The sequence below is a fragment of the Streptomyces sp. NEAU-174 genome (assembly GCF_052665095.1).
In genome coordinates this window covers 1-20,456 of the sequence record NZ_JBQTCE010000015.1, presented here as the reverse complement: position 1 = coordinate 20,456, position 20,456 = coordinate 1, and the positions used below count along the sequence as shown (strand labels likewise).

At 71.4% G+C, this 20,456-nt stretch carries 12 protein-coding genes; 10 read left to right on the top strand and 2 right to left on the bottom strand.

Translation table 11 applies throughout. The annotated features are described in order from the left end of the window. The first annotated feature begins 4 nt into the window (after positions 1-4). Genes ACT2CW_RS35840 through ACT2CW_RS35810 form a run of 7 tightly spaced genes read left to right on the top strand, consistent with a single transcriptional unit; the run spans position 5 to position 9,262 of the window. Entirely contained in the window at positions 5-1,276 is a 1,272-nt protein-coding gene (locus ACT2CW_RS35840; RefSeq protein WP_445519567.1) for a hypothetical protein, read from the top strand. Positions 1,277-1,278: 2 nt separating this feature from the next. Then, the gene (locus ACT2CW_RS35835) at positions 1,279-3,294 is read left to right on the top strand and encodes a hypothetical protein (protein WP_445519566.1); all 2,016 of its coding nucleotides are present in this window, start codon (positions 1,279-1,281) and stop codon (positions 3,292-3,294) included. Next, entirely contained in the window at positions 3,291-4,427 is a 1,137-nt protein-coding gene (locus ACT2CW_RS35830; protein ID WP_445519565.1) for a hypothetical protein, read from the top strand. The genes ACT2CW_RS35835 and ACT2CW_RS35830 overlap by 4 nt, the downstream gene beginning before the upstream one ends. 2 nt (positions 4,428-4,429) lie before the next feature. Then, complete coding sequence (locus ACT2CW_RS35825) at positions 4,430-4,960, top strand: hypothetical protein (RefSeq protein WP_164424865.1); 531 nt, start codon at positions 4,430-4,432, stop codon at positions 4,958-4,960. Beyond that, complete coding sequence (locus ACT2CW_RS35820) at positions 4,957-6,855, top strand: hypothetical protein (RefSeq protein ID WP_445519564.1); 1,899 nt, start codon at positions 4,957-4,959, stop codon at positions 6,853-6,855. Before ACT2CW_RS35825 ends, ACT2CW_RS35820 begins: the two co-directional genes overlap by 4 nt. Positions 6,856-6,860: 5 nt before the next feature. Then, the gene (locus ACT2CW_RS35815; RefSeq protein ID WP_445519563.1) at positions 6,861-8,963 is read left to right on the top strand and encodes an ATP-binding protein; all 2,103 of its coding nucleotides are present in this window, start codon (positions 6,861-6,863) and stop codon (positions 8,961-8,963) included. A 5-nt stretch (positions 8,964-8,968) separates the two neighbouring features. Then, a complete protein-coding gene (locus ACT2CW_RS35810; protein ID WP_445519562.1) occupies positions 8,969-9,262 on the top strand; it encodes a hypothetical protein in 294 nt (97 codons plus the stop codon). Positions 9,263-9,331: 69 nt separating this feature from the next. Here ACT2CW_RS35810 and ACT2CW_RS35805 read toward each other — a convergent pair whose 3' ends face one another. Continuing rightward, positions 9,332-9,970, bottom strand: a complete 639-nt coding sequence (locus tag ACT2CW_RS35805; protein ID WP_445519561.1) for a hypothetical protein — start codon at positions 9,968-9,970, stop codon at positions 9,332-9,334. Continuing rightward, positions 9,971-14,668 carry a hypothetical protein gene (locus tag ACT2CW_RS35800; protein ID WP_445519560.1) on the bottom strand — a complete coding sequence of 1,566 codons (4,698 nt, stop codon included), beginning with the start codon at positions 14,666-14,668 and terminating at the stop codon, positions 9,971-9,973. A gap of 542 nt (positions 14,669-15,210) precedes the next feature. Between ACT2CW_RS35800 and ACT2CW_RS35795 the strand changes: the two genes are divergently transcribed. The 3 genes from ACT2CW_RS35795 to ACT2CW_RS35785 all read left to right on the top strand — a co-directional run. Next, entirely contained in the window at positions 15,211-16,302 is a 1,092-nt protein-coding gene (locus ACT2CW_RS35795) for a cytochrome P450 (protein ID WP_138910524.1), read from the top strand. A gap of 130 nt (positions 16,303-16,432) precedes the next feature. Next, a complete protein-coding gene (locus tag ACT2CW_RS35790; RefSeq protein WP_044567505.1) occupies positions 16,433-16,639 on the top strand; it encodes a ferredoxin in 207 nt (68 codons plus the stop codon). 258 nt (positions 16,640-16,897) lie between these two features. Beyond that, on the top strand, positions 16,898-20,456 hold a 3,559-nt coding region (locus ACT2CW_RS35785), incomplete at its 3' end, for a type I polyketide synthase (RefSeq protein WP_445519559.1).

Here is a 20,456-nt window from a genome sequence, read left to right as displayed (position 1 = left end):
GGCGATGACCGAGACAGGACCATCGAGGACCCAGGAGTTCTACGCGCCACCACTGCGCCGGCTGCGGTACTTCCACGGCCAGATGCTGGGCGCGCGCGACTTCCAGCGCGAACAGGAGTACTACCGCGAGAAGTTGAGACTGCGCATGCGCTGTCTGCTCGGCTACGGCGTGGTGTGCGGCCTCCACGTGGAACCGGTGCCACGGGACGCGGACGACTGCCCGCCGGACGACCCCGCCGAGGAGTCCGCGCGGCCCGAGCAGAGTGCGGAGGCGGGCGGCGAGGAGGGCGGCACCGAGCCGGAGTGCACCCGGCGCAGGGCCAAGGTGAGGATCACTCCCGGTCTCGCCGTGGACTGCGAGGGCAACGAGGTCGTGGTGCGCGGCGGCTGCGAGATCGACCTGTGGAAGGCGCTGCCCCCGCACGAACGGGACACCGACACCGTCTGGATCGGCGTCGAGTACGCCGAGCGGCCCGTCGAGCCCACCCGCGCCGTCTACAACGACGCCTGCGCCGACACTGGCGACTGCGAGTTCGGCTGGACCGAGGAGTGCTGGAGGGTGCGGGTCACCGGCTGCGAGCCGCCGGTGGACGAGCGCTGTGACACCTGCTGCGAGCCGTGCGAGCACACGGTGCTCTGGCTGGCCAGGATCGACTGTGTGGACTGGTACGAGCCGGTGCGCCGGAACCACATCCATATGAACGTGCGCCGCCCGTTCGGCCGCCATCTGCCCACGGTGATCACCGGTATCAACTGGATCCACGGCCACACCTACACCATCGACGAGGCCAAGAACCTCCTCGGCACCCTGGACGAGGACGGCGGGCTCGTGGTGCGGTTCTCCGCCGACGTACGGTCCGACACGCTGCGGCCCGGTGTGGTGGAGCTCCAGGTGATCGAGGGCGGCAGCGGCCGTAACGCCTCCACCTGGTACATGGGCGGGACCTTCGCCGATCCGGACCTGGAGTCCGAGGGGTGCGAGGAGTTCATCCAGGAGTTCCGCTACCGCCAGACCACGCGCGAGACGCTCCAGGACGGCGACCGCGTACTGATCACCGTCCGCGCCGCGTTCCTCCTCGACCGCTGCTGCCGCCCGGTCGACGGCACCCATGTGGGCGGGCGCGTCCCGCTCATCCGCACCGGCTCGACGCTGTCGGCCGAGCACGGCGGTGACGACTGCTGCGACCTCCCGCCCTCGGGCATCGGGCCCTGGACGTCCGGCACCGGCGCGGGCGGGGACGTCTTCGAGAGCTGGTTCTTCGTGAAGGAGCGCTGATCATGCGAACAGACTGCGGATGCGGCTGCGGTGGCGACGCCACCCGGACCTCCGCCTTCGTACGTCCTCGCTTCTTCGCAGGGCAACTGCTGACCGAGGACGACCTCAGCCTGCTGGTGGAGTACACGACGGCGAAGGCCAGACTGCACAACCGGTCCCTGTACGGGCCGGGAGTCATCTGCGGCCTCGGCGTCACCTGCGACCCGTGCGGCGGCGGAACCGTGGCGGTCCACCCGGGACACGCGCTGGACTGCGCCGGGAACGACATCGTGGTGCCCTGCACCGAGCGCGTCGACATCACCGCACTGGTACGGGAGCGCCGCATCAGCGCGCTCGGCGTGGACTGCGGGGAAAACTGCGACAACGACGGCGACGACGGCGGACGCCGCTACGGGCTCTATGCGCGCTACCGCGAGCTCCCCGTCGAACCCGTGGCGCCGTACGCCACCGAGGAGCCCTGCCCCGCACCGGGATGCGTGCCCTCCAGGATCCAGGAGGGGTACCAATTCGTCGTCAAGTGCGACGACTTCGAGGACCACCGCCACAATCCCGGCACCCGCCTCCTCATGGCACTCGGCGACCTCGCCCGCGCCGACCAGGCCCGCACCCGCGACCGGCGGCTCGGGTTCTACACCGACGCCCTGACCGTGGCGTCGCTCGGCACCGGCCGGGCCTTCCGCTTCGACGCCGCCGACGCCCAGCGGTACGCATCCGCCCTCGCGTGGCTGCGCGAGAACGCGGGCGGGGAGGGCCCGCCCGCCCCGCCGACGGCCCGCGAGATGACCGAGCACGTCCGCGCGCTGGCCGCGGCCGTCGCCCGGTACGACACCTACGACGCGGCCGGGCAGGCCCAGCTCGCACGGGACTACCCGGACCTCGCCACCGTGCGGGAGGCGCGGAGCGCCCTGGGCACGGCGTGCGGGCGGCTCGGCGGCGCCGACCTGGAAGCGGCGTGGCCGGACCCGCCGCACGCCGGGATCGCCCGCGCCGTCGTCACCGAGACCGCCGCCCGCGTCGTCCCCGAGGGAGGCGACCCGGACGCGCCGCTGGAGGTGCGCATGCTGGCCCAGGGCACCCCGCTCGGCCATGCGCTGCGGGTGGAGTTCCGCGCGGACCTCGGCCTGATCCGGGAGTGGCTGCTGTGCCGGCTGGACCAGGCCACTGACCTGGCCGACTGCGCACTGCGCCAGGACACCGCCGCCGTCGACGTACCGCCGCTGCTGCCGTCCCCGCCGCCGGACAGCACCGAGAAGGCGACCATCGCCGAGGTGCAGCAGATCGCGGAGGCGGCCGCCGCCCTGGGCACCGCGCTGCGCCGGTTCCTGACCGACGCGGCGTGCGCCACGCTCAACCCGCCGTGCGGCGACTGCACCGACACCGATGTCCTGCTCGCCCATCTGGAGCTGGACGGCTGCGATGTCGTACGGGTCTGCTCGGCCACCCGGGAGCAGGTGCTGCCGGGCGGGTCGGCGTACGGCGAGTGGCTGCCCAAGCTCTACCGCTTGCGCGAACTCGCCGAGCGGGTGTGCTGCCGGCCGGTGCCGCGCTACCAGAAGCCGACCCTGCCGTCCGAGGGCCCGGTGGCGCGCCCGTACGCGGACGGACTGCTCGGCGACTGGCCGCGTACCGGGGACCTGGAGGAGATGCTGTCCCTGCTGCTGACCCCCGCGCCCGGCGAGACACCGCCCAAGGCGCTGCACGAACAGGTCTACACGACCCCCAGCGAAGTCACCGACAGCATGCAGGAGCTCGCCCGGCTCAGGACGCGGGTCGCCGATCTCACCGCCGCCGTGGAGGGGCTGCGCGCCCAACTGGGCAGCGCCCAGACGCAGGTGAGCCATCTGGAGGAACGGGTGTCGAGCCGGGCCGCGGAGCCGTCCGGCGAGTCCGCGCCGGAGCCGGATCCGACCCCGGACCCGCCGCCCGGGCCGGGGGCCGAGCAGGCCGCCGAGCCCGCCAAGCCCCCGGCCAAGCGCACCCGGTCGTCCCGGACCCGGAAGCCCGGTGAGACGCCATGACGGGCCCGCTGCGCCCCGCCTTCCACGAGGGGCAGGTGCTGGCCGCCGCGGATCTGTCGGCCACGGTGGAGTACGCGCGCGGCGGGGCCGCCCGGCACGCCCGGCATCTGCACGAGTGGGGCATCGTCGAAGGGCTCGGCCTCGTCACCCAGCCCCGTACCGACCCGCTGACGGGCGTCCGCCATGTCGAGGTGAGCGTCTCGGCGGGGATCGCCGTCGACGGTACGGGCCGCGAGGTGGTCGTCACCGAGCCGGTCGTGCTGCGCGAGAGCGACTTCGAGGAGGTCAACGGCGCGGACCAGACGACGGACGAGCCCTACCCGGTCTTCCTCACCGCGGCCGACCGGGAACCGGCTGAGCCCGCCGCTCCCGTCTCCTGCTCCGGGAGCGCCACGAAGACCCGGGTGGAGGAGTCGTACCAGATCCTCTTCGGGCGGCTCGGCGACGAGCGGCTGGCCGCCGAGCAGCAGCCGCCCGCGATCGGCGACCCACCGGCCGATCCGCCCGTCCGCTGGCTGGTCCTGCTGGGCTATGTCCACTGGGCGGACGGCCACTTCAGCGGCGTCGAGACGGCGGCGCGCGGCGTCGCGGCGCGGTTCGCCGGAGTGCGCGCGGACACCGTCTCGGCCCGGTCGGGCGCGCTGACCCTGCGGACGGGCACGGAGATCCAGGAGGGCGGGCCGGCGCTGGTCCTGACCGGCGGCGAGACGCCGAACCTGGTCTTCGGCCTGTACCAGGGCGGTGGCGCGGTCGCTCCGCTGATGACCGTGGCGGCCAACGGCAACCTCACGATCGAGGGCAGCTTCGGCGGCCGGATGTCGGCCGGCAGCACGCTGGTGGCCTCCGGCACCGCCACCGACGGGATGCTGCTGCCGCTGCCGTCCGGCGTCACCCCGGAACAGGTCGCCGACGGCCGGGTCGTGATCCATGTCCAGCTGACCCCGCGCATCCCGCCCCTGGCGGATTCGGCGCTGTTCAGCCCGGTGGAGGCCACGGTGGACGCCGACCGCCGGGTCCGCTGCCGGGTCCGCGTGTACAACCCGTCGGTGAACTGGAAGCAGCCGGTCGAACAGCCCGGGGCGGTCGACTTCCTCGTCCTGGCGACGGTCGCGGCGACGAACGGCGGTGGCTGACGATGGCTCTTTCCGTGGTGTACGCCCACGACACCGGCCATGTGGTGGGCGCGCTCGCCCTGACCGGCGCCGATGCCCCGGCCGATGTGGCGTCGCTCGTCGGGCGGGCGCTGCCGCTGCGCGTCTCCCTGGGCGAGGGCCGCGTCGCGACCCTTCCGCTGAACGCCAGGGACCTCGACGTGGCGGCCGTCGACGACGAACCGGGCGCCCTCGACCAGCCGTTGGCCCACGGGGTCGAGCTGACCCCCGAGGGCAAACCCAAACCCGGGCTGGTGCGCCTGGCGTCGTGGACCGACGGCATCGCGCTGGCCACGGACGGGGTCACGGTCACCGTGAAGGTCCCCTCGGCCCGCGCCACCCCCGTGGTCGCCCTGGTCTCCGACGAGCAGGACACCCATGTGCTCACCGGGGAGATCCCCGCCCAGCAGACCCAGGTGAAACTGCCGGTGACCCTCGTGGCGGGCAGTGCGCACGGAGTGCTGGTGCTCGCGGTCGGCTGGGCGGGCCGCCTGGAGAGGCTGGGAGTGACGTGAACGTGCCCACCGCGCCACCCACCGAGGGGCCCGGCGAGACCGGCGGCATCGGCGATGGCGGTGCGCCCGGCGAGATCACGGTGCGCCGGTGCACCGTCACGGTGGTCCGGCGCGGTGGGTGGAGCTGGGGGCCCGAGCCATGCGGGCTGATCCGCCATGTGGTGGAGGCGCTGCCGGAGCTGCTGGCGGACCACTTCGCCGAGCGGCTGGCGGCCGACGGTCCTGATGTGGAGATCACCGAGCCGCTGACCGTCACCGTCCGGCCGGGCCGCTCCGGCCGTTCGACGGCGGGCGGCCCGCCGGTCGAGGTTCACTTCGCGCCGGTGCCGGTCGTGGCACACCCCGTCGGCGAATCCGGCGCCGACGACGGGTCGTCCGCCCGGTCGTTCGAGGAGTCGTTCGCGGCGGCCCCGGACCCGTGGACCGCCCCGGGTGCCGCCGCGCTCTTCACCGAGCTCGCCGAGCGCGGCGAACTGGACGCGCTGCTCGCGCTGTTGCCGGACGCGTCGGTGCGGGCGTACTTCCTCGCCCTGCTCGGCGTGGACGACACGGCGGCCGCACGGCTGCTCGCCGAACTCGTCGGGCGCGCCCTCGCGACCGACCCTCCGCCCGCGCACTCGCCCCTCGGCGAGGCCCTCGGCGAGGCCGCCCGCCCCGGGCCCGCCGGGGCGCTGCCCGAACGTCTGCGCGCCGCCGTCACGAACGCCGACACGGCGGAGCTGCCCCAACTGCTCGCCGACTTCCTGGCGTCGGCCGACCGCGAGGAGGCGATACGGCTGGTCCGGTCCCTGGCCGGGCCGTACGACCCGTGCACCGAGGAGCCGCCCGGCGCGGCGGCGGGCGCCACCGCCGCGAGCACCGCCTCAGGAACGAGCACGAGCGCCAGGGCGCGGACCAGTGGCGAGGTGCGGGTGTGGTCCGCCCTGCCCTTCCTGCTCGCCGGGCCACTGGCACGCATCGGGTACCTCGACGCGATCGGGCCCGCCCTGGCCGGTGTCGAACTCGCCGAGGAGGCACCGCTGTTCGCCGCCGCCCTGGCGTACAAGGTGCTCGGCGAGACCACCCGGGGCTGGCGCCGCGCCGAACGGGACACCGAGGCCGCGGCCGCCTTCGCGGGCCTCCCGCCACCCGTCGCCGAGGAGCGGCTGACCGACTTCGCCCGCCAGGCGGGCCCCGCGCTCCAGGTCCTCGATGGCGTCCTGGCGCTGTCGGTGTGCCGGGGCCACGACCCCGCCGACCCACTGCTGCTCACGGGGGCCGTCGACGGGCTGCTCCTCGTCGACGCCCACGGCATGTTCCCGATCGCCTGGACCGCGGAGGCCGCCGGACTGCTGCCGCACTGGGAGACCTGCGGGCGGCCGCCCGTGCTGCTCTGCGACGGGCCCCTGCCGCCCGGCACCCTGCGCGACCTGGCCTCGGCGGGCGTGCCGTTCCTCACCTCCGTACGGCCGCTGCGCGGCGACCCGGTGACGCGGCTGCCCTGGCGCACCCCGCTGTGGACCGCCGAGGGCGCAGCACCGGACCTGCGCCTCGCCGCCGGACTGCCCGCCCACGCCGAGCGGTGCGCGGACCTGGTCACCACCCTGGTCACCGGGCGCCGGGCGGTGCCGCTCGCCCGGGACGGCGGCCTGGAGCGCACCGTCACCCTGGCCGCCGCGCTCGGCCTGGCCACGATCGCCTGGACGCTCTGGCGCGACCGCGAGACACCGGATCCCGTGCTGTCCCTGCGCCGCTTCGCCGACCTGGAGGCCACCGTGCGGTTCGAGGCCACGGCCGTCCGGGTGCGCGTCCCGATGGGACGGCGCCACATGGACCTCCACAACGGCGGCCTGCTCGCCGACGTGCCCGATGTGGCCTGGCTCGGCGGCCGGACCCTGACCTTCTCGGCCGGGTGAGACCCATGGGCGTCATCGCGGTGGAGCACCTGCGGATCCGGCTGGCCGGGCTGCACGGGGCGCTCAGGGCCGCCGTCGAGCGGCAGGCCCGGCTCGCCGCCCGGCTCACCAGGCCCGATCTGACCCCGTACTGCGTGACCGACGAACAGGTCGACGTACTGCTCGGCGAGGTGCACACCTTCACCGACACCATGGCCGAGCCCTACCCGCCCCCGCCGCCGGAACCGGAAGCTGAACGCGACCTGAGGCGGCGCGCGTCCGCCGAGGGCCGGGCCCTGCCGCTGGACGCGCTCGCCACCCGCTTCGGCCTGACCCGCGCGGAGCAGGACGCCCTGCTGCTGGCCGCCGCGCCCGAGCTGGACCGCGGCTACGAGCGGATCTACGCCTACATCGTGGACAACCTCAACCGGCGGCTGCCCAGCGTGGAACTGCTGATGGCCGTGGGCGCGGACAGCGCGGCGGCGCGCCTCGCGCTGCGCCGCTCCCTCGGCCCGGCCGGACCGCTGCGCCGCTACGGACTGCTGCGCGCACACGGCACGGCCGCGGTCGAACTCGCCCAGGAACTCCTCCCCGCACCCGGGGTGCTGGACTTCCTGCTGGGCTGGGGCGGCGATGTCGGACTGCTCGGCCACGACCCCGGCGAGGTCGCCCCGCCGGAGCCGCGCGTGCTGTCCCCGTACCTCTCCTCCGAGCGGCTCACCCGGCTGGGCCGGGCGCTGGGCTCCGGCGACATCGACCTGGCCGGGCTGTGGGGCTGTCCGCCCGACGGCCAGCTCGACGCCGTACAGGCGCTGGCCCGGGCCGCCGGGGCACCGCTGCGCACCCTCACCGACGACCCCGAGGACGATCTGCGGACGGCCGCCGTGCTGGGCGCGGTGCTCTGGATCCCCACCGACGAGTTGCACGGCGAGCAGCGGCGGGCCACCGCCGACCCGGTGTGCGCCGCGCTGCTCCGCTCGCGCGTACCGGTGTGCCTGACCGGCCTCAGGCCCTGGCGCCCGGCGGGCCTGCTCGCCGCCCGCGCCTACGCCGAACTCACCGTGCCCGTTCCCGGGTTCACCGACCGCCGGGCGATGTGGTCGGCCGCACTGCCGGAGCTGACCGGAACCCTCCTCGAAGACCTCGCCGTCCGCTACCGGATGAGCGGCGGCGAACTGCGCGCCGTCGCCTCGGTCGCGGACGCCGGGGCGCGGCTGGCCGGAAACGGACGCCCGGAGCCGGTCGCCGCCCATGTCGAGCCCGCGATCGCCACCGTCACCCGCGGCCGCAGCGGCAGCGCCGTCCACTCGATCACGCCCCGCCGCACCGTGGACGACCTGGTCCTGCCCGATGTCCAGTTCCGTCAGATCCTGGAGATCGCCTCGGCCTTCCGCGCCTGGCCCCGGATCGCCGAGGGCTGGGGCTTCGCCCGCCGCTCCGGGCACGGCGGGGTCAAGGCGCTCTTCACCGGTGAGCCCGGAACCGGCAAGACCATGTCCGCCGAGATCGTCACCGGCATGCTCGGCCTGGAACTGCTCAAGGTGGACCTCGCCCAGGTCGTCTCCAAATGGGTGGGGGAGACGGAGAAGAACATGGAGACCGCGTTCCGGCAGGCCGAGGAGAGCCACGCGGTGCTGCTCTTCGACGAGGCCGACGCGCTGTTCGGCAAGCGGGGTGAGGTGAAGCACGGCACCGACCGCTACGCCAACCTGGAAGTCGGCTATCTGCTCCAGCGCCTGGAGGCCAGCGACGGACTCGTCATCCTGACCAGCAATCTGAAGGACAACATCGACCCGGCCTTCACCCGGCGCTTCCACTTCGTCGTCCACTTCCCCCGCCCGGCCGCCGCCGAGCGCCGCCGGCTGTGGCGCCTCGCCTTCCCCGAGGAGGCCCCCCTCGCCCCCGACGTGGATCTGGACGCCCTGGCCCGCCTGGACATGACCGGCGCCGCCATCACCGCGGCGGCCCGCACGGCCGCGCTGGCGGCGGCGGACGGGGGCGGCGATACGATTGCCATGCGCCATGTCGTACGTGGTGTGGCACGCCAGTTCCAACGCGAGGCCCGCCTGCTCCGCCCGACCGAACTGGGCCCGCACGCCCATCTGCTCGACGACGCATCCCAGGGGTGAAGCCGATGCTGCCCACCGAACCCCCGCTCTCCCTCCACCGCCTGCTGGCGCCGGTCCCGTCGGCCCGCACCCAGGAGACGGCGACGGCCACCCGCCAGGCGCCGGCTCCGGTGCCGGTGCCGGTGAGCAACGCGACGATGGCCCACAGCATGCACGCGCCGGCCAAGCTGTCACCGCCCGCTGCCCAGGACCAGCTCGGCAACGCGGCCACAACCAAAGCGGCCGCGCAGGCGGCCCCGGCTGTACGGCTGTTCTTCGTGCCGGTGAAGTCGCCTTGGGAGGACGCCCCGACTCGGTGAGACCGCAACCGGCTCCACGGCGCTTCGCACCTTGCGCCGCACACCTGCTGGAGCCCCGCTCGACGGCGCTCACTCGTACGACGTGACCTCGTTCCGGAGCCTGTCGATCCGTTCGAGCATCGCGCGAGCGCCGTCCAGATGCTCCTCCTGTACGGCGCCGATGCCCCAGTCGTCCTGATCGTCGTACTGCCGCTCCAGCTCGCGCAGGTCCTCGGCCTGGAAGTCCCGAAGGACCGCCAGCAGCGAGTCACCCCGCCGCGCCACCTCATCGCGGTGGGTGGCCGTCCCCGGAACACTTAAAACAGTTGTCCGCCGCTCCTGGAGCTCGGAGAGCCGGTAACAGAGCACGGGCAGCTCCTCCATCGGCGCCTCGTCGTCCACGGGCAGATGCAGGAGGGGCAGCAGATCGGGATCGAGGGCGAAGAGGCGGCGCTCGACCGGATCCAGTGAGGTCGGCTCGGGGTGCGGTCCCCCTCGCTCCAAGGGGAAGGCCAGGCGCCACGGTTGGTTGGTGGTCATCAGCCCCAAATGCCAGGGGCCGTCCTCGGCGAGGGCGAAAAACTCCCGGGGCAGGTCGACGGCGTAGCACTCGCGCAGGACCTGGCGGGCGCTCAGGCCGGTCTCGAACAGGGCGCGCGCCAGCCGCGCCATCGAGGCGTAGTCATCGCGCGACGCCTCGGCCCGTAGCCGTGGGAGCGTATCGTCCACTTACCCCGTCCCCTTCGCTTGGTTTTTCCGCTCGGCCTTCTCCGCCCGGATCTGCTGCGTCAGCTTGTTCAGTTTTCTCCAGGTGCGCTTGAGGTCGGACGCCGTCAGCGCGCCGATGATCTCATGCGCGACGCTTTCCACCAGACCCATGGCGTCGTGGGTACGCTGCTCGCCAGGGGTGCGACCTCCCGCCTGGGGAAGCCTTTCCCGTGCGTCCTTGAGCAGGGTCTTCACCGCGTCCACGTGCTCTTGGATGCCTGGATCCTCCATGGTCAGTTCCGGCGCGTCGGTCAGCAATCTGATGACGGCCTCGACGTGCCGGAAGACTCGGGAGACCGTCGTCTGCTCGGGTCGGCCCAGCCCGGGGACCATTCCACCGGTGAGTTCCAGCGTGATGGTGTAGGCGTTCGCCATCGACTGGGCCTGCTTGATGACCGGGTTCGCCGGGTGCTGACTGTCCTCGATGCTCTTCTCGGACACCTCGAACCCGCGGTCGGTGCCCAGCCGCGGATCCGACGGGATCGCCGCGCTCGGTGCATACACCATCGAGAAGGCGCCGCCGAGAAGCCGCCGCGCCCAGTTCCTGAATCGGCGGCCCTCACCTCCGCCGACTCCATACGGTCGGCGGTCTCTGGCTTTGGCCTGCTGGAGCCGCTGGAAGATGTCGTACACGCGCTTCTCGTCACGCGCGTCCCAGAGCTTGATGAGCGTGTTCGGCTCGGCGGGGTACAGCGCCTGTGGTACGTGCAGGCCGAAGGCGGCCCGGATCGCCCGGTCGATCTCGTTGGCCAGTTGGGTCAACTGGACCGTACGGGGACTGGCGTTCGAGCCCCAGTCGAAACCCTCGAAGTGATAGCCGCCAGTGATCATCGTCACATCGCCCGCGATGTCCCGGAGGATCACGTCGTACTCGGCGAGCAAACCCTTCCCCCCGAGGGTCCGCAGACCGCCGTCGGCGTCCTGGCTCAGACCGTAGACCTGCCGGTTCACCTGCGCGAGGAGGCTCTTCGCCCGATTGACGTGGGAGACGAAGATATGTCCACGGACGAGCCCGTAGGGAATGGCCTTGGTCGCCCTGTCCCGCAGGCCCTCGTCCTCGGCGGTCCGCGCGGCCTTCTGCTGGTCGGGGGAAGCAGCGAGTTCCAAGTAGGCCTTGCGTACCTTGCTGAAGGCGACCTTCTTGCCGGTCTCGGTGTCGACCCAGGTAGGGGTCCACAGGAAGCCGAATGCGAGCCAGCGCAGCTCGTCCGGGGCCGTGATGCCGCCCACCGCTTTCCGGACCGGCTCGGCGCCGCGCTTGGGGGTGGCCGCCGGGTCGAGTGGTTCAGCGGCGTTGACGCCGATGATGACGGCCGTCCTCGCTGCGGCCACCCGCTGCTCCGTCGATCCCGCCCACGCGTCGGTGAGATACCGGGCGGCGATCTGCGGGTTGCCGGCCACCTCGCTCGGGATCGCGGCCATGGTGATGACGAAGCCCGCGGGGTGCGGTTCCTTCATGGGGTGAGGGATGGGGAGCAGCCGGTCGACCGGGTTGCCCACGGGGATGATTTCGATGGCCGCTGCTGAGGTCGCCCCGGCGATCTTGTAGCGGAAGCCGAGATTCTCCGGCTGGGTCTCTGCCTCCGGATTGATGGCGACCTCGATGCGGTAGTTCTCCTTGGCCACCTTCTTGAGCCGGATCCTGGTGAGGCGGTGCCGCCGCTTGATGGCCGGCAGTCCGCGCCGCACGGACTTGACCGTCGCCGACTCCTCGTTGAGCAACTGCGTCGCATCGCGCACGGCGGCGTCGAGCGCGCGCTTCTTGTCCGCCTCGGTCCGCTTGTCCGGCCGCTTCTCGGGCCGCTTCTTCTTCGGGTCGCGTCTGCGCTTGGGCCTGCGCCGGTCCGGACGTCGCCTCTGGTCGGGGCGCCTGCGGCGGCGCGGCCTGCCCGGGCGCTTCCGGTCCGGGCGGCGCTTCGGCTTCGGCTTGGGCTTCTTCTTCTCGAACGTCAGCCTGAGCTTGGACCAGAGCTTCTTCACCAGCCCCACGATCTTGTCGATCACCCAGTCCACCGCCCGGCCCACCGGCTTGGACATCGCCTGGACGATCTGCTTGACCCGGGAGGCGATCCCGCCCACGCCCAGGATCGCGGCCAGGACGCCCAGCAGCACGGGGATGGAGCGGGCCAGGGCCTGCTCGATCAGCCCCGGCACACCTCCGCTGCCGCCCCTCGCGATCGCGATGACCGCGTCGAGCACGGTGTTCACGAACTCGATGATCTGGCGCGCCTGGGTGACGATGAAGCGCACGATGTCGATGATCAGCTTCACCGCCCGGACGAACGCCGACGCGGGGTTGAGCAGCGAGATCACCCACATGATCCCGGCGACGACGATCGTCGGGGTGACGTAGGCGATGACCTTGTCCAGCAGATCCTTCTTCAGGTCGCCCACGCGGGTCTTGAGGTCCTCCCACATCCCGGCGACGCCCCGCTTGCGGACCTCCGCGACCAGCGGCACCGCGGTCTCGGCCGCCGCGATGGCCGGTTCCATCTTCGGTACCTTGCGGACGATGCGGGCGCGGATCGACTGCCAGGTCAGCCCGAGCAGGGAGGCGAGCATCTTCAGCACGCCCTGGACGTCGAACTTCGACGGCAGTTCGATGCCCGCCTCGGCCGTCTTGCCGAGCAGCCAGGACAGGATGCCCTGCTGAAGATGGTGGCCGATGTTCCGCAGGAACTGCCGCAAGCCCGCGCCGACGGCCGAGACCAGGTTGCGCAGGAAGCCGATCGGGTCCTTGAGGATCAGCATGACCGCCGACGCGGCCTTGGCGAGGACCGACAGCAGCAGCCGCTTCAGCTCCAGGATGGTGTTGATCACGGACTTGACCGCGTCCACGGCCTTGGCCACCAGCCCCTTGTTCTTCTCCTTCTCCGCCGCGATCTCGTCGTCCACGGACTTGAGCGCGTCGGTGTACTTGGTGGCCAGCGTGTCGACGAGTTGCGTGCCCTTGTCGTCCACGGACTGGGTGAGTTCATCGAACTTGTCGGCGAACTCGGCGGCCGCCTGCTGGCCGATGGACCGCAGCTCGGGCGGGAGCTTGCGCACCGCGTCCTGCAACTCGCCCCGGCCCTGCGCGATACGGCGCTTGGCCCGGTTCAGCTCCGTGCCGATGGTGTCGGCGACATCCGAGATCACCTGCCGCATCCGGCGGACGTAGTTGTCGCGGGCCTCCTCGAAGATCTTGTCCGCTTCGGCGGGCAGCCCGGCGAACTTGTCCCGCACCCAGCGGAGTTTGCCCGTCACACCCGAGTACCGGCGGTCCTTGTACTCGTCCATCTTCCGCTGGTGCTCGGCGGTGAACGCGTCCCGCGCCGCCTTCTCACCCCGGCCGAACTGGTCGTCGACCAGCTTGTCGAGGCCGTTGAGAATGGCCTCGACATCCTTCTTCATCGTGTCGAAGACCCCTTGCAGGACGGCCGTGACCTGGGCCCGCTTCTCCTCGTCCCGCCCCTTGGCGCCGGACTTGCCCGTCCCGACCTGCTGACCGGTGCGCACCCGCTGGGCGCCCATCGCGCCCATGGCAGCGGCGCCGAGCCGCCTCGCCTGCGCGGTGGCCGCGTTCAGCTCCTTCTTCTCATGCCCGCGCATCCGGCCGGGGGCCACCTCGGAGTGCCGTTCGGCGGCCTTCTTCTCGCCCAGGGCGCTCTTGAACGCCGGCTCGTTGGACTTCTTCAGCTGTACCTCGGTGACCTGCGCGTCCGCCATCTGCCGGTCGACCTGCGCGGGGCCGGCGGAAAGGTCGGTGGCCGACGGCGGCAGCTTGTCCGGTACGGCGTTGGCCGGATTCGGCGTGCCCGGGGTCCCCGGGGGCCGGTCCGGGGTCAGCGGTACGACCTTCTTGGGGACGGCCGCCGAGGTGTCCGGCGGGGCGGCGGTCGTCGTGGCGATCTGCTCGGCCGAGTCCGCCTTTCCTTCGCCGACCTTGCCGTGCACCTCCGCGCGCACCTCATCGGCCTTGCCGGAGTCGGCGAACTTGTCCGCCTCGTCGAGGTTCTTCGGCGCCTTCTCGGCGATCGCCTTCTCGACCGCCCTGATGAACGCGTCCTTGTCGAAGTCCTTCGGCTTGGCCTCGTTCATCTTCTCGGCGTTGGCGGTCTTGCCCTGCGCCTCTTCGTCGTCCTTGGGCGGCCGGGCGGCGTCCTGCGCGGCGCCGGCCTCCGCCTTCGGGGGCGGGTGCGAGGCCGCCACCGAGCGCTTCTTACTCCGTACGTCGTTTTTGAGCGTCGCGAACTTCGGGTCCGCTCCCGGGCCGGGACGCGCCTTGACCTCGGGGGCGGTGGGGGAGGCCGCGGCGGCGGGCGCCGACTCCGCCGTGTCCCCCCGCGCCGCCTCGGCCGTGTCGCCCCGCGCCGGCTCCGCCGTGTCCGCCCTCGCCGCCTCGGCCGTGGGCGGCTGCTGTCGGGGGGCGGTCTCGGTACGGCGGGCCGCCGCGACCGCGCCATTGCCGACCGTGTCCTGCCCGGCGGGCCGCAACCGGGTGGCGGAGGGCGGGGGCGCCGCCGGTCCGTGTCCGCCGGACAGGGCGGCCGTCACCGCCGCGTTGGACAGCGGCACCTGGGGTCGCCCGGGGTCGCGCACCTCTGGCCGATCCTGTGCGGGGGCCGGTAGCGTCTTCGACACCCTGGGCCGCAGGGCGAGAGCCTTCGGCGGTGGCATCGGACCGAACCCCTCCCACGCATGTCGGTGCCGACAGGAACGTGGCGTCCCGCCGGCACTCCCCGACGAAGGGTGGCAGCACGGGCGTGACGGGCCCGTCACCCCCGTGTTCTCCCAGCGTCTCCACGGGGCGGGGTGGCAGAAGCCGACGCCGGGTCAGACCCGGTGACAACAGATGTGGTTGGAGACGGCGTACCCGGGGTAGGAGGAGCGGTGAGGCCGTCACGCGTTCAGACGTCGCGGCCGGCGCGGTGAGTGTACCCGCGCGCTTGAGGTCAACCGCTCCCGCCTTTGTCTAAGGAAATTTGCAGAACTTGCCTGCGGGGGCCTTTTGGTGCGCTATCGGGACGACGGCGAAGCTAGCATCGAGATCGAGCCAGCCGGTGTAGCCGCCGACGACCTCGATGCATGGATTATGAATCGATGGAGGAGTCTTGGTCGACGCCCCGCACCCCCCTGTGTCACTGCCTACCAAGCGGAGCTGCCCCTTCGATCCTCCGGATGGCTACACCCCCCTGCGCGAGCAGGAGCGGATAACGCGCATGAGTTATCCGGGCGGCACGCCCGGGTGGCTCATCACCCGCCATGCCGAAGCGAAGGAACTGCTCACCCATAAGAGCTTCAGCGCGCGCCAGGAAGGGATAATCTCTCCCGTCCCCACGGAGCTGGCGTACGACGGTCCGGCCGATCCGGGCGCCTTTGCGAAGACGGACGACCCGGTCCACAGCAAGTATCGCAAGCTGGTCACCGGCTTTTTCACGGTCCGGCGCACGCGGCAGCTCGCCCCCATGATCGAGCGAATCGTGCACGAGCAACTCGACGATCTGGAAAAGGCCGGTCCGGGCGCCGATCTGGTGGAGGTCTTCACCGAATCCGTGCCCTCCCGGGTGATGTGCGAGATGATCGGCGTCCCCGAATCGGAGCGGAAGAGCCTCCAGCGTCATGTGGAGACCCTCGGCCGGCTCTCCTCCACCGTTCCCGAGGCGCTCGCCGCCGTGTCCGGGATGAGCGGGTTCCTGGCCCGCTTCGTCCCCACCCGGATGGACGACCCCCGGGACGACATCCTCGGGGACCTGATCCGCGGCGGGCAGCTCACCGAGCAAGAGCTCATGGGCATCACCGCCACGTTGATCACCGGGGCCTTCGACACCACGGGCAACATGCTCGCCATGGGCGTCTACACCCTGCTCGAACACCCCGATCAGCTGGCCAGGCTCCAGGAGGACCCGGAGCTCATGGGGGCCGCCGTCGAGGAGCTCCTGCGCTTCCTCACCATCTCCCACCTCGGGGCCAGCCGGTGGGCGCTCGAAGATGTCGAGTTCGCCGGTCAGACCATCAAGAAGGGCGAGGTGGTCACCGTCGCCCTGCCCGCCGTCAACCGCGACCCCGAGCGCTACGAGAACCCCGACCAGCTGGACATCGGCCGTACGGACCACGGGCACCTGGGGCTCGGCCACGGCGTCCACCAGTGTCTCGGCCAGCACCTCGCCCGCACGATCCTGCGCGTCGGCTACGAGGCCCTGTTCGACAGGTTCCCCACGCTGCGGCTTGCCGTGCCGAGCGATGAGATCCAGATGCGCGACGACTTCGTGCACTACGGCCCCAGGTCGCTCCCCGTCACCTGGGACGACTGATCGAGATGTACAAGCGGTGAATACGACGGGCGGTGGGGATCTCCCCCACCGTCCGTCACCGTCACGCAACAGGGCCCACAAGGCATTTGCCTGCCGGCCATCCCGAACAACGAGGTAGGACTGAGACCCGATGAGGATCACCGCCGACCGTGAGGTGTGCTGTGCGGCGGGCCAGTGCGCGCTGATCGCACCTGACCTGTTCGACCAGAGCGACGAGGACGGCTCCGTCGTGCTGCTCGACGCACAGCCCGACACCGGACGGCTGGACGTTCTGCGTGAGGTCGTATCCCGCTGCCCGACCGGTGCGATCCGCCTCGAAGAAGAACCTGGCGCGTGAAAACAGCGCGTGAAATTTCGGGGGCGCGAATAGCGGCGGAGAACGCAACCGTGGCAAGGATCACACGGCTGGTGAAACGCTACTGAAACCAAATCCCCCGGAACACCGTCCGGGGTTGTCTGCATGGATGGGCTTCTAGGGTTTCCCTTATGGGACCGGGGCTAGTGTGGCCGGTGTCCGTCTGGCAATGCGTGTTTTCATAACTTTCAGGGCCGTTGCGCTCTTCCAGCGAACGACGCGTTAAGTGTGGAGTTTCTGATGCCTGATGCATCCAACCAGAACAAGGCCGTTGAAGCGCTGCGCAAGTCGTTCAAGGAAATCGAGCGGCTCCGGCGTCAGAACCGCCAGCTGATCAGCTCGGCGACCGAACCCATTGCCATCATCGGTATGGCCTGCCGATTTCCGGGTGGAGTGAATTCCCCGGAGGACCTGTGGCGCCTGGTCGCCGATGGAGCGGACGCCATCTCGCCCTTCCCGACAAACCGCGGCTGGGACGTGGAGGGCATCTACAATCCGGATCCGGAGCATCCGGGTACCAGTTACGTTCGCGAAGGCGGCTTCCTCCACGACGCGGACCAATTCGACTCCGCGTTCTTCGGCATCTCGCCCCGCGAGGCCCTGGCCATGGACCCGCAGCAGCGGCTGCTGCTGGAGACGTCATGGGAGGTCATGGAGCGGGCGGGCATCGACCCCGCGTCGCTGCGCGGCAGCCAGACGGGCGTCTTCACCGGCGCCATGCACACCACCTACGCGTCCGAGGCCGCGCAGATCCCGGACGAGATCGAGCCGTACCTCCACAACGGCGCCACCACCAGCATCGCCTCGGGCCGGGTCTCGTACACCTTCGGCTTCGAAGGCCCCGCGCTGACCGTGGACACCGCCTGCTCCTCGGCGCTGGTCGCCCTGCACCTGGCCGCGCAGGCGCTGCGCCAGGGCGAGTGCTCCATGGCGCTGGTCGGCGGTGCGACGGTCATGGTGAGCCCCAAGGGCTTCGTCACCTTCAGCCGCCAGCGCGGACTGGCCGGCGACGGCCGCTGCAAGGCGTTCGCCGACGGGGCCGACGGCACCACCTGGTCCGAGGGCGTCGGTGTGCTGCTGGTGGAGCGGCTGTCCGACGCCCGGCGCAACGGTCACCAGATCCTGGCGGTGGTACGCGGCTCCGCCGTGAACCAGGACGGCGCGTCCAACGGTCTGACGGCCCCCAACGGCCCGTCACAGCGCCGCGTCATCCGGCAGGCCCTGGAGAACTGCGAGCTGACCCCGAGCCAGATCGACGCGGTCGAGGCGCACGGTACGGGCACCACGCTGGGCGACCCGATCGAGGCGCAGGCGCTGCTGGCCACGTACGGGCAGGACCGGCCCGAGGGGCGGCCGCTGTGGCTGGGCTCGCTGAAGTCGAACCTCGGCCACACACAGGCCGCCGCCGGTGTCGCCGGCGTCATCAAGATGGTCATGGCGATGCGTCACGGCGTGCTGCCGAAGACCCTGCATGTCGACGCCCCGTCGAGCCACGTGGACTGGTCCGAGGGCGAGATCGAGCTGCTGACCGAGTCGACCCCGTGGCCGGAGACGGGTGAGCCGCGCAGGGCCGGTGTGTCGTCGTTCGGTGTGAGCGGGACGAACGCGCATGTGATCCTGGAGCAGGCCCCGGAGGCCGAGGCGGCCGAGGCTGAGGCCGAGGAGCCCGCTGACGGTGGTGTCGCGGGTATCGCGGGCCCGGTGGCGTGGGTGGTGTCGGGCAAGACCGACGCGGCGCTGCGGGAGCAGGCCGGGCGGCTGCGGGAGTTCGTGGCCGAGCGCGCCGAGCTGGGCGCGGCCGATGTGGCGCTCTCGCTGGCCACGACCAGGTACGCGTTCGAGCAGCGAGCCGTGGTCACCGGGGCGAGCCGTGAGGAACTCCTGGAGCGCCTGGCGGCGGTGGCCGAGGGCGACAAGCTCCCCGGTGTGGTGTGGGGGAAGGACGCCGAAACACCTGGTCGTTCGGTGTTTGTGTTCCCGGGGCAGGGGGCGCAGTGGGTGGGTATGGCGGTGGGGTTGTTGGAGTCCTCGCCGGTGTTCGCCGAGGCGATTGGTGAGTGTGAGTCGGCTCTGTCGGCGTATGTGGACTGGTCGTTGACGGATGTGTTGCGTGGGGTTGAGGGTGCTCCCGGGTTTGACCGGGTGGATGTTGTTCAGCCGGTGTTGTTCGCGGTGATGGTGTCGCTGGCGAAGTTGTGGCGTTCGGTGGGTGTGGAGCCGGATGCGGTGATGGGCCACAGTCAGGGTGAGATCGCGGCGGCGTGTGTGGCGGGTGCGCTCTCGCTCCAGGACGCCGCGAAGGTGGTCACCTTGCGGTCGCAGGCGATCGCGGTCGGGTTGGCTGGTCGTGGTGGCATGGTGTCGGTGGGGCTGCCGGTGGGGCGGGTGGAGGAGCGTATCGCCCGGTGGGGTGGGGCGATTTCGGTGGCGGCGGTGAATGGTCCGGGTTCTGTTGTGGTGGCGGGCGATCCGGGTGCGTTGGACGAGATGGTGGCGGAGCTTGAGGGCGAGGAGGTGCGGGTTCGTCGAGTGCCGGTGGACTACGCCTCGCACTCTTCGCATGTGGAGGGGATCCGTGAGGAACTGCTGAGGGTTCTGGCGGATATCGCGCCGCGTTCGTCGGAGGTGCCGTTCTACTCGACGGTGTCCGGTGAGCTGGTGGACACCGCTGGGCTGGACGCGGAGTACTGGTACCGGAACCTTCGGCAGACGGTTGAGCTGGAGTCCACCACGCGCACCCTGCTCGACGAGGGCCACACCGTGTTTATCGAGGTGAGCCCGCATCCGGTGCTCACCCTGCCGGTGCAGCAGACGGTTGAGGCGGCCGAGCAGCGAGCCGTGATCGTGGGGACGCTGCGGCGTGACGAGGGCGGTCCGGAGCGGTTCCTGACCTCCGCCGCCGAGCTTCATGTCAGCGGGGCCAGCGTCGACTGGCGGAAGGTGTTCGCCGGCCATGGCGCCCGCCGCGTCGAGTTGCCGACGTATGCCTTCCAGCACGAGCGCTTCTGGCTGGACGCGCCCGCCGGTGTGGGCGATGTGGGTTCGGTCGGGCTGGGCTCGCTGGGGCACCCGTTGCTGGGCGCGGTGGTGTCGTTGGCCAGCGGTGGCGGGGTGCTGCTGAGCGGACGGCTGTCGTTGGCCACGCATGGCTGGCTGGCGGATCACGCCGTACACGGTGTGATGCTGCTGCCGGGGACGGCGTTCGTCGAGTTGGTGGTACGGGCGGGGGACCAGGTCGGCTGTGGCCGGGTGGAGGAACTGATCCTGGAGGCGCCGCTGATCCTGCCCGAGCAGGGTGGGGTGCACCTTCAGGTCGAGGTGGGGGAGGCGGATGGCTCCGGCTTCCGCGAGGTGAGTGTGTTCTCGCGGGAGGAAGCGGACGGTGAGGGTGCGGCATGGGTGCGGCACGCCCATGGTGTGCTCGGTTCGGCCACGTCCGTCTCCGAGGTTCAGTTCGACTTTGGTGTGTGGCCTCCGGTGGGGGCTGAGGTTGTTGATGTGTCGGGTGAGTATGTGCGGGCTGCGGAGAATGGGTTGGAGTATGGGCCTGTTTTCCAGGGGTTGCAGCGTGCGTGGCGGCGTGGGGGTGAGGTTTTCGCTGAGGTGGTGCTTCCGGAGGAGGAGCGGGAGCGGGCGGGGCAGTTTGGTCTGCATCCGGCGTTGTTTGACGCCGCGTTGCATGCGTTGGGTGTGAGTGAGGGGCTGGCGGGTGGTTCGGGGAGTCTGCTGCCGTTCTCGTGGCGTGGGTTTGCGTTGGATGCGGTGGGTGCGACGGCGTTGCGGGTGCGGTTGGCGTCGG

Excerpts from the sequence above, each read along its gene's own strand:
- ACT2CW_RS35815 (WP_445519563.1), top strand. The coding sequence starts at position 6,861 with ATGGGCGTCATCGCGGTGGAGCACCTGCGGATCCGGCTGGCCGGGCTG.
- ACT2CW_RS35840 (WP_445519567.1), top strand. The coding sequence starts at position 5 with ATGACCGAGACAGGACCATCGAGGACCCAGGAGTTCTACGCGCCACCA.
- ACT2CW_RS35825 (WP_164424865.1), top strand. The coding sequence starts at position 4,430 with ATGGCTCTTTCCGTGGTGTACGCCCACGACACCGGCCATGTGGTGGGC.
- ACT2CW_RS35790 (WP_044567505.1), top strand. The coding sequence starts at position 16,433 with ATGAGGATCACCGCCGACCGTGAGGTGTGCTGTGCGGCGGGCCAGTGC.
- ACT2CW_RS35810 (WP_445519562.1), top strand. The coding sequence starts at position 8,969 with ATGCTGCCCACCGAACCCCCGCTCTCCCTCCACCGCCTGCTGGCGCCG.
- ACT2CW_RS35830 (WP_445519565.1), top strand. The coding sequence starts at position 3,291 with ATGACGGGCCCGCTGCGCCCCGCCTTCCACGAGGGGCAGGTGCTGGCC.
- ACT2CW_RS35800 (WP_445519560.1), bottom strand. The coding sequence starts at position 14,668 with ATGCCACCGCCGAAGGCTCTCGCCCTGCGGCCCAGGGTGTCGAAGACG.
- ACT2CW_RS35835 (WP_445519566.1), top strand. The coding sequence starts at position 1,279 with ATGCGAACAGACTGCGGATGCGGCTGCGGTGGCGACGCCACCCGGACC.
- ACT2CW_RS35795 (WP_138910524.1), top strand. The coding sequence starts at position 15,211 with ATGAGTTATCCGGGCGGCACGCCCGGGTGGCTCATCACCCGCCATGCC.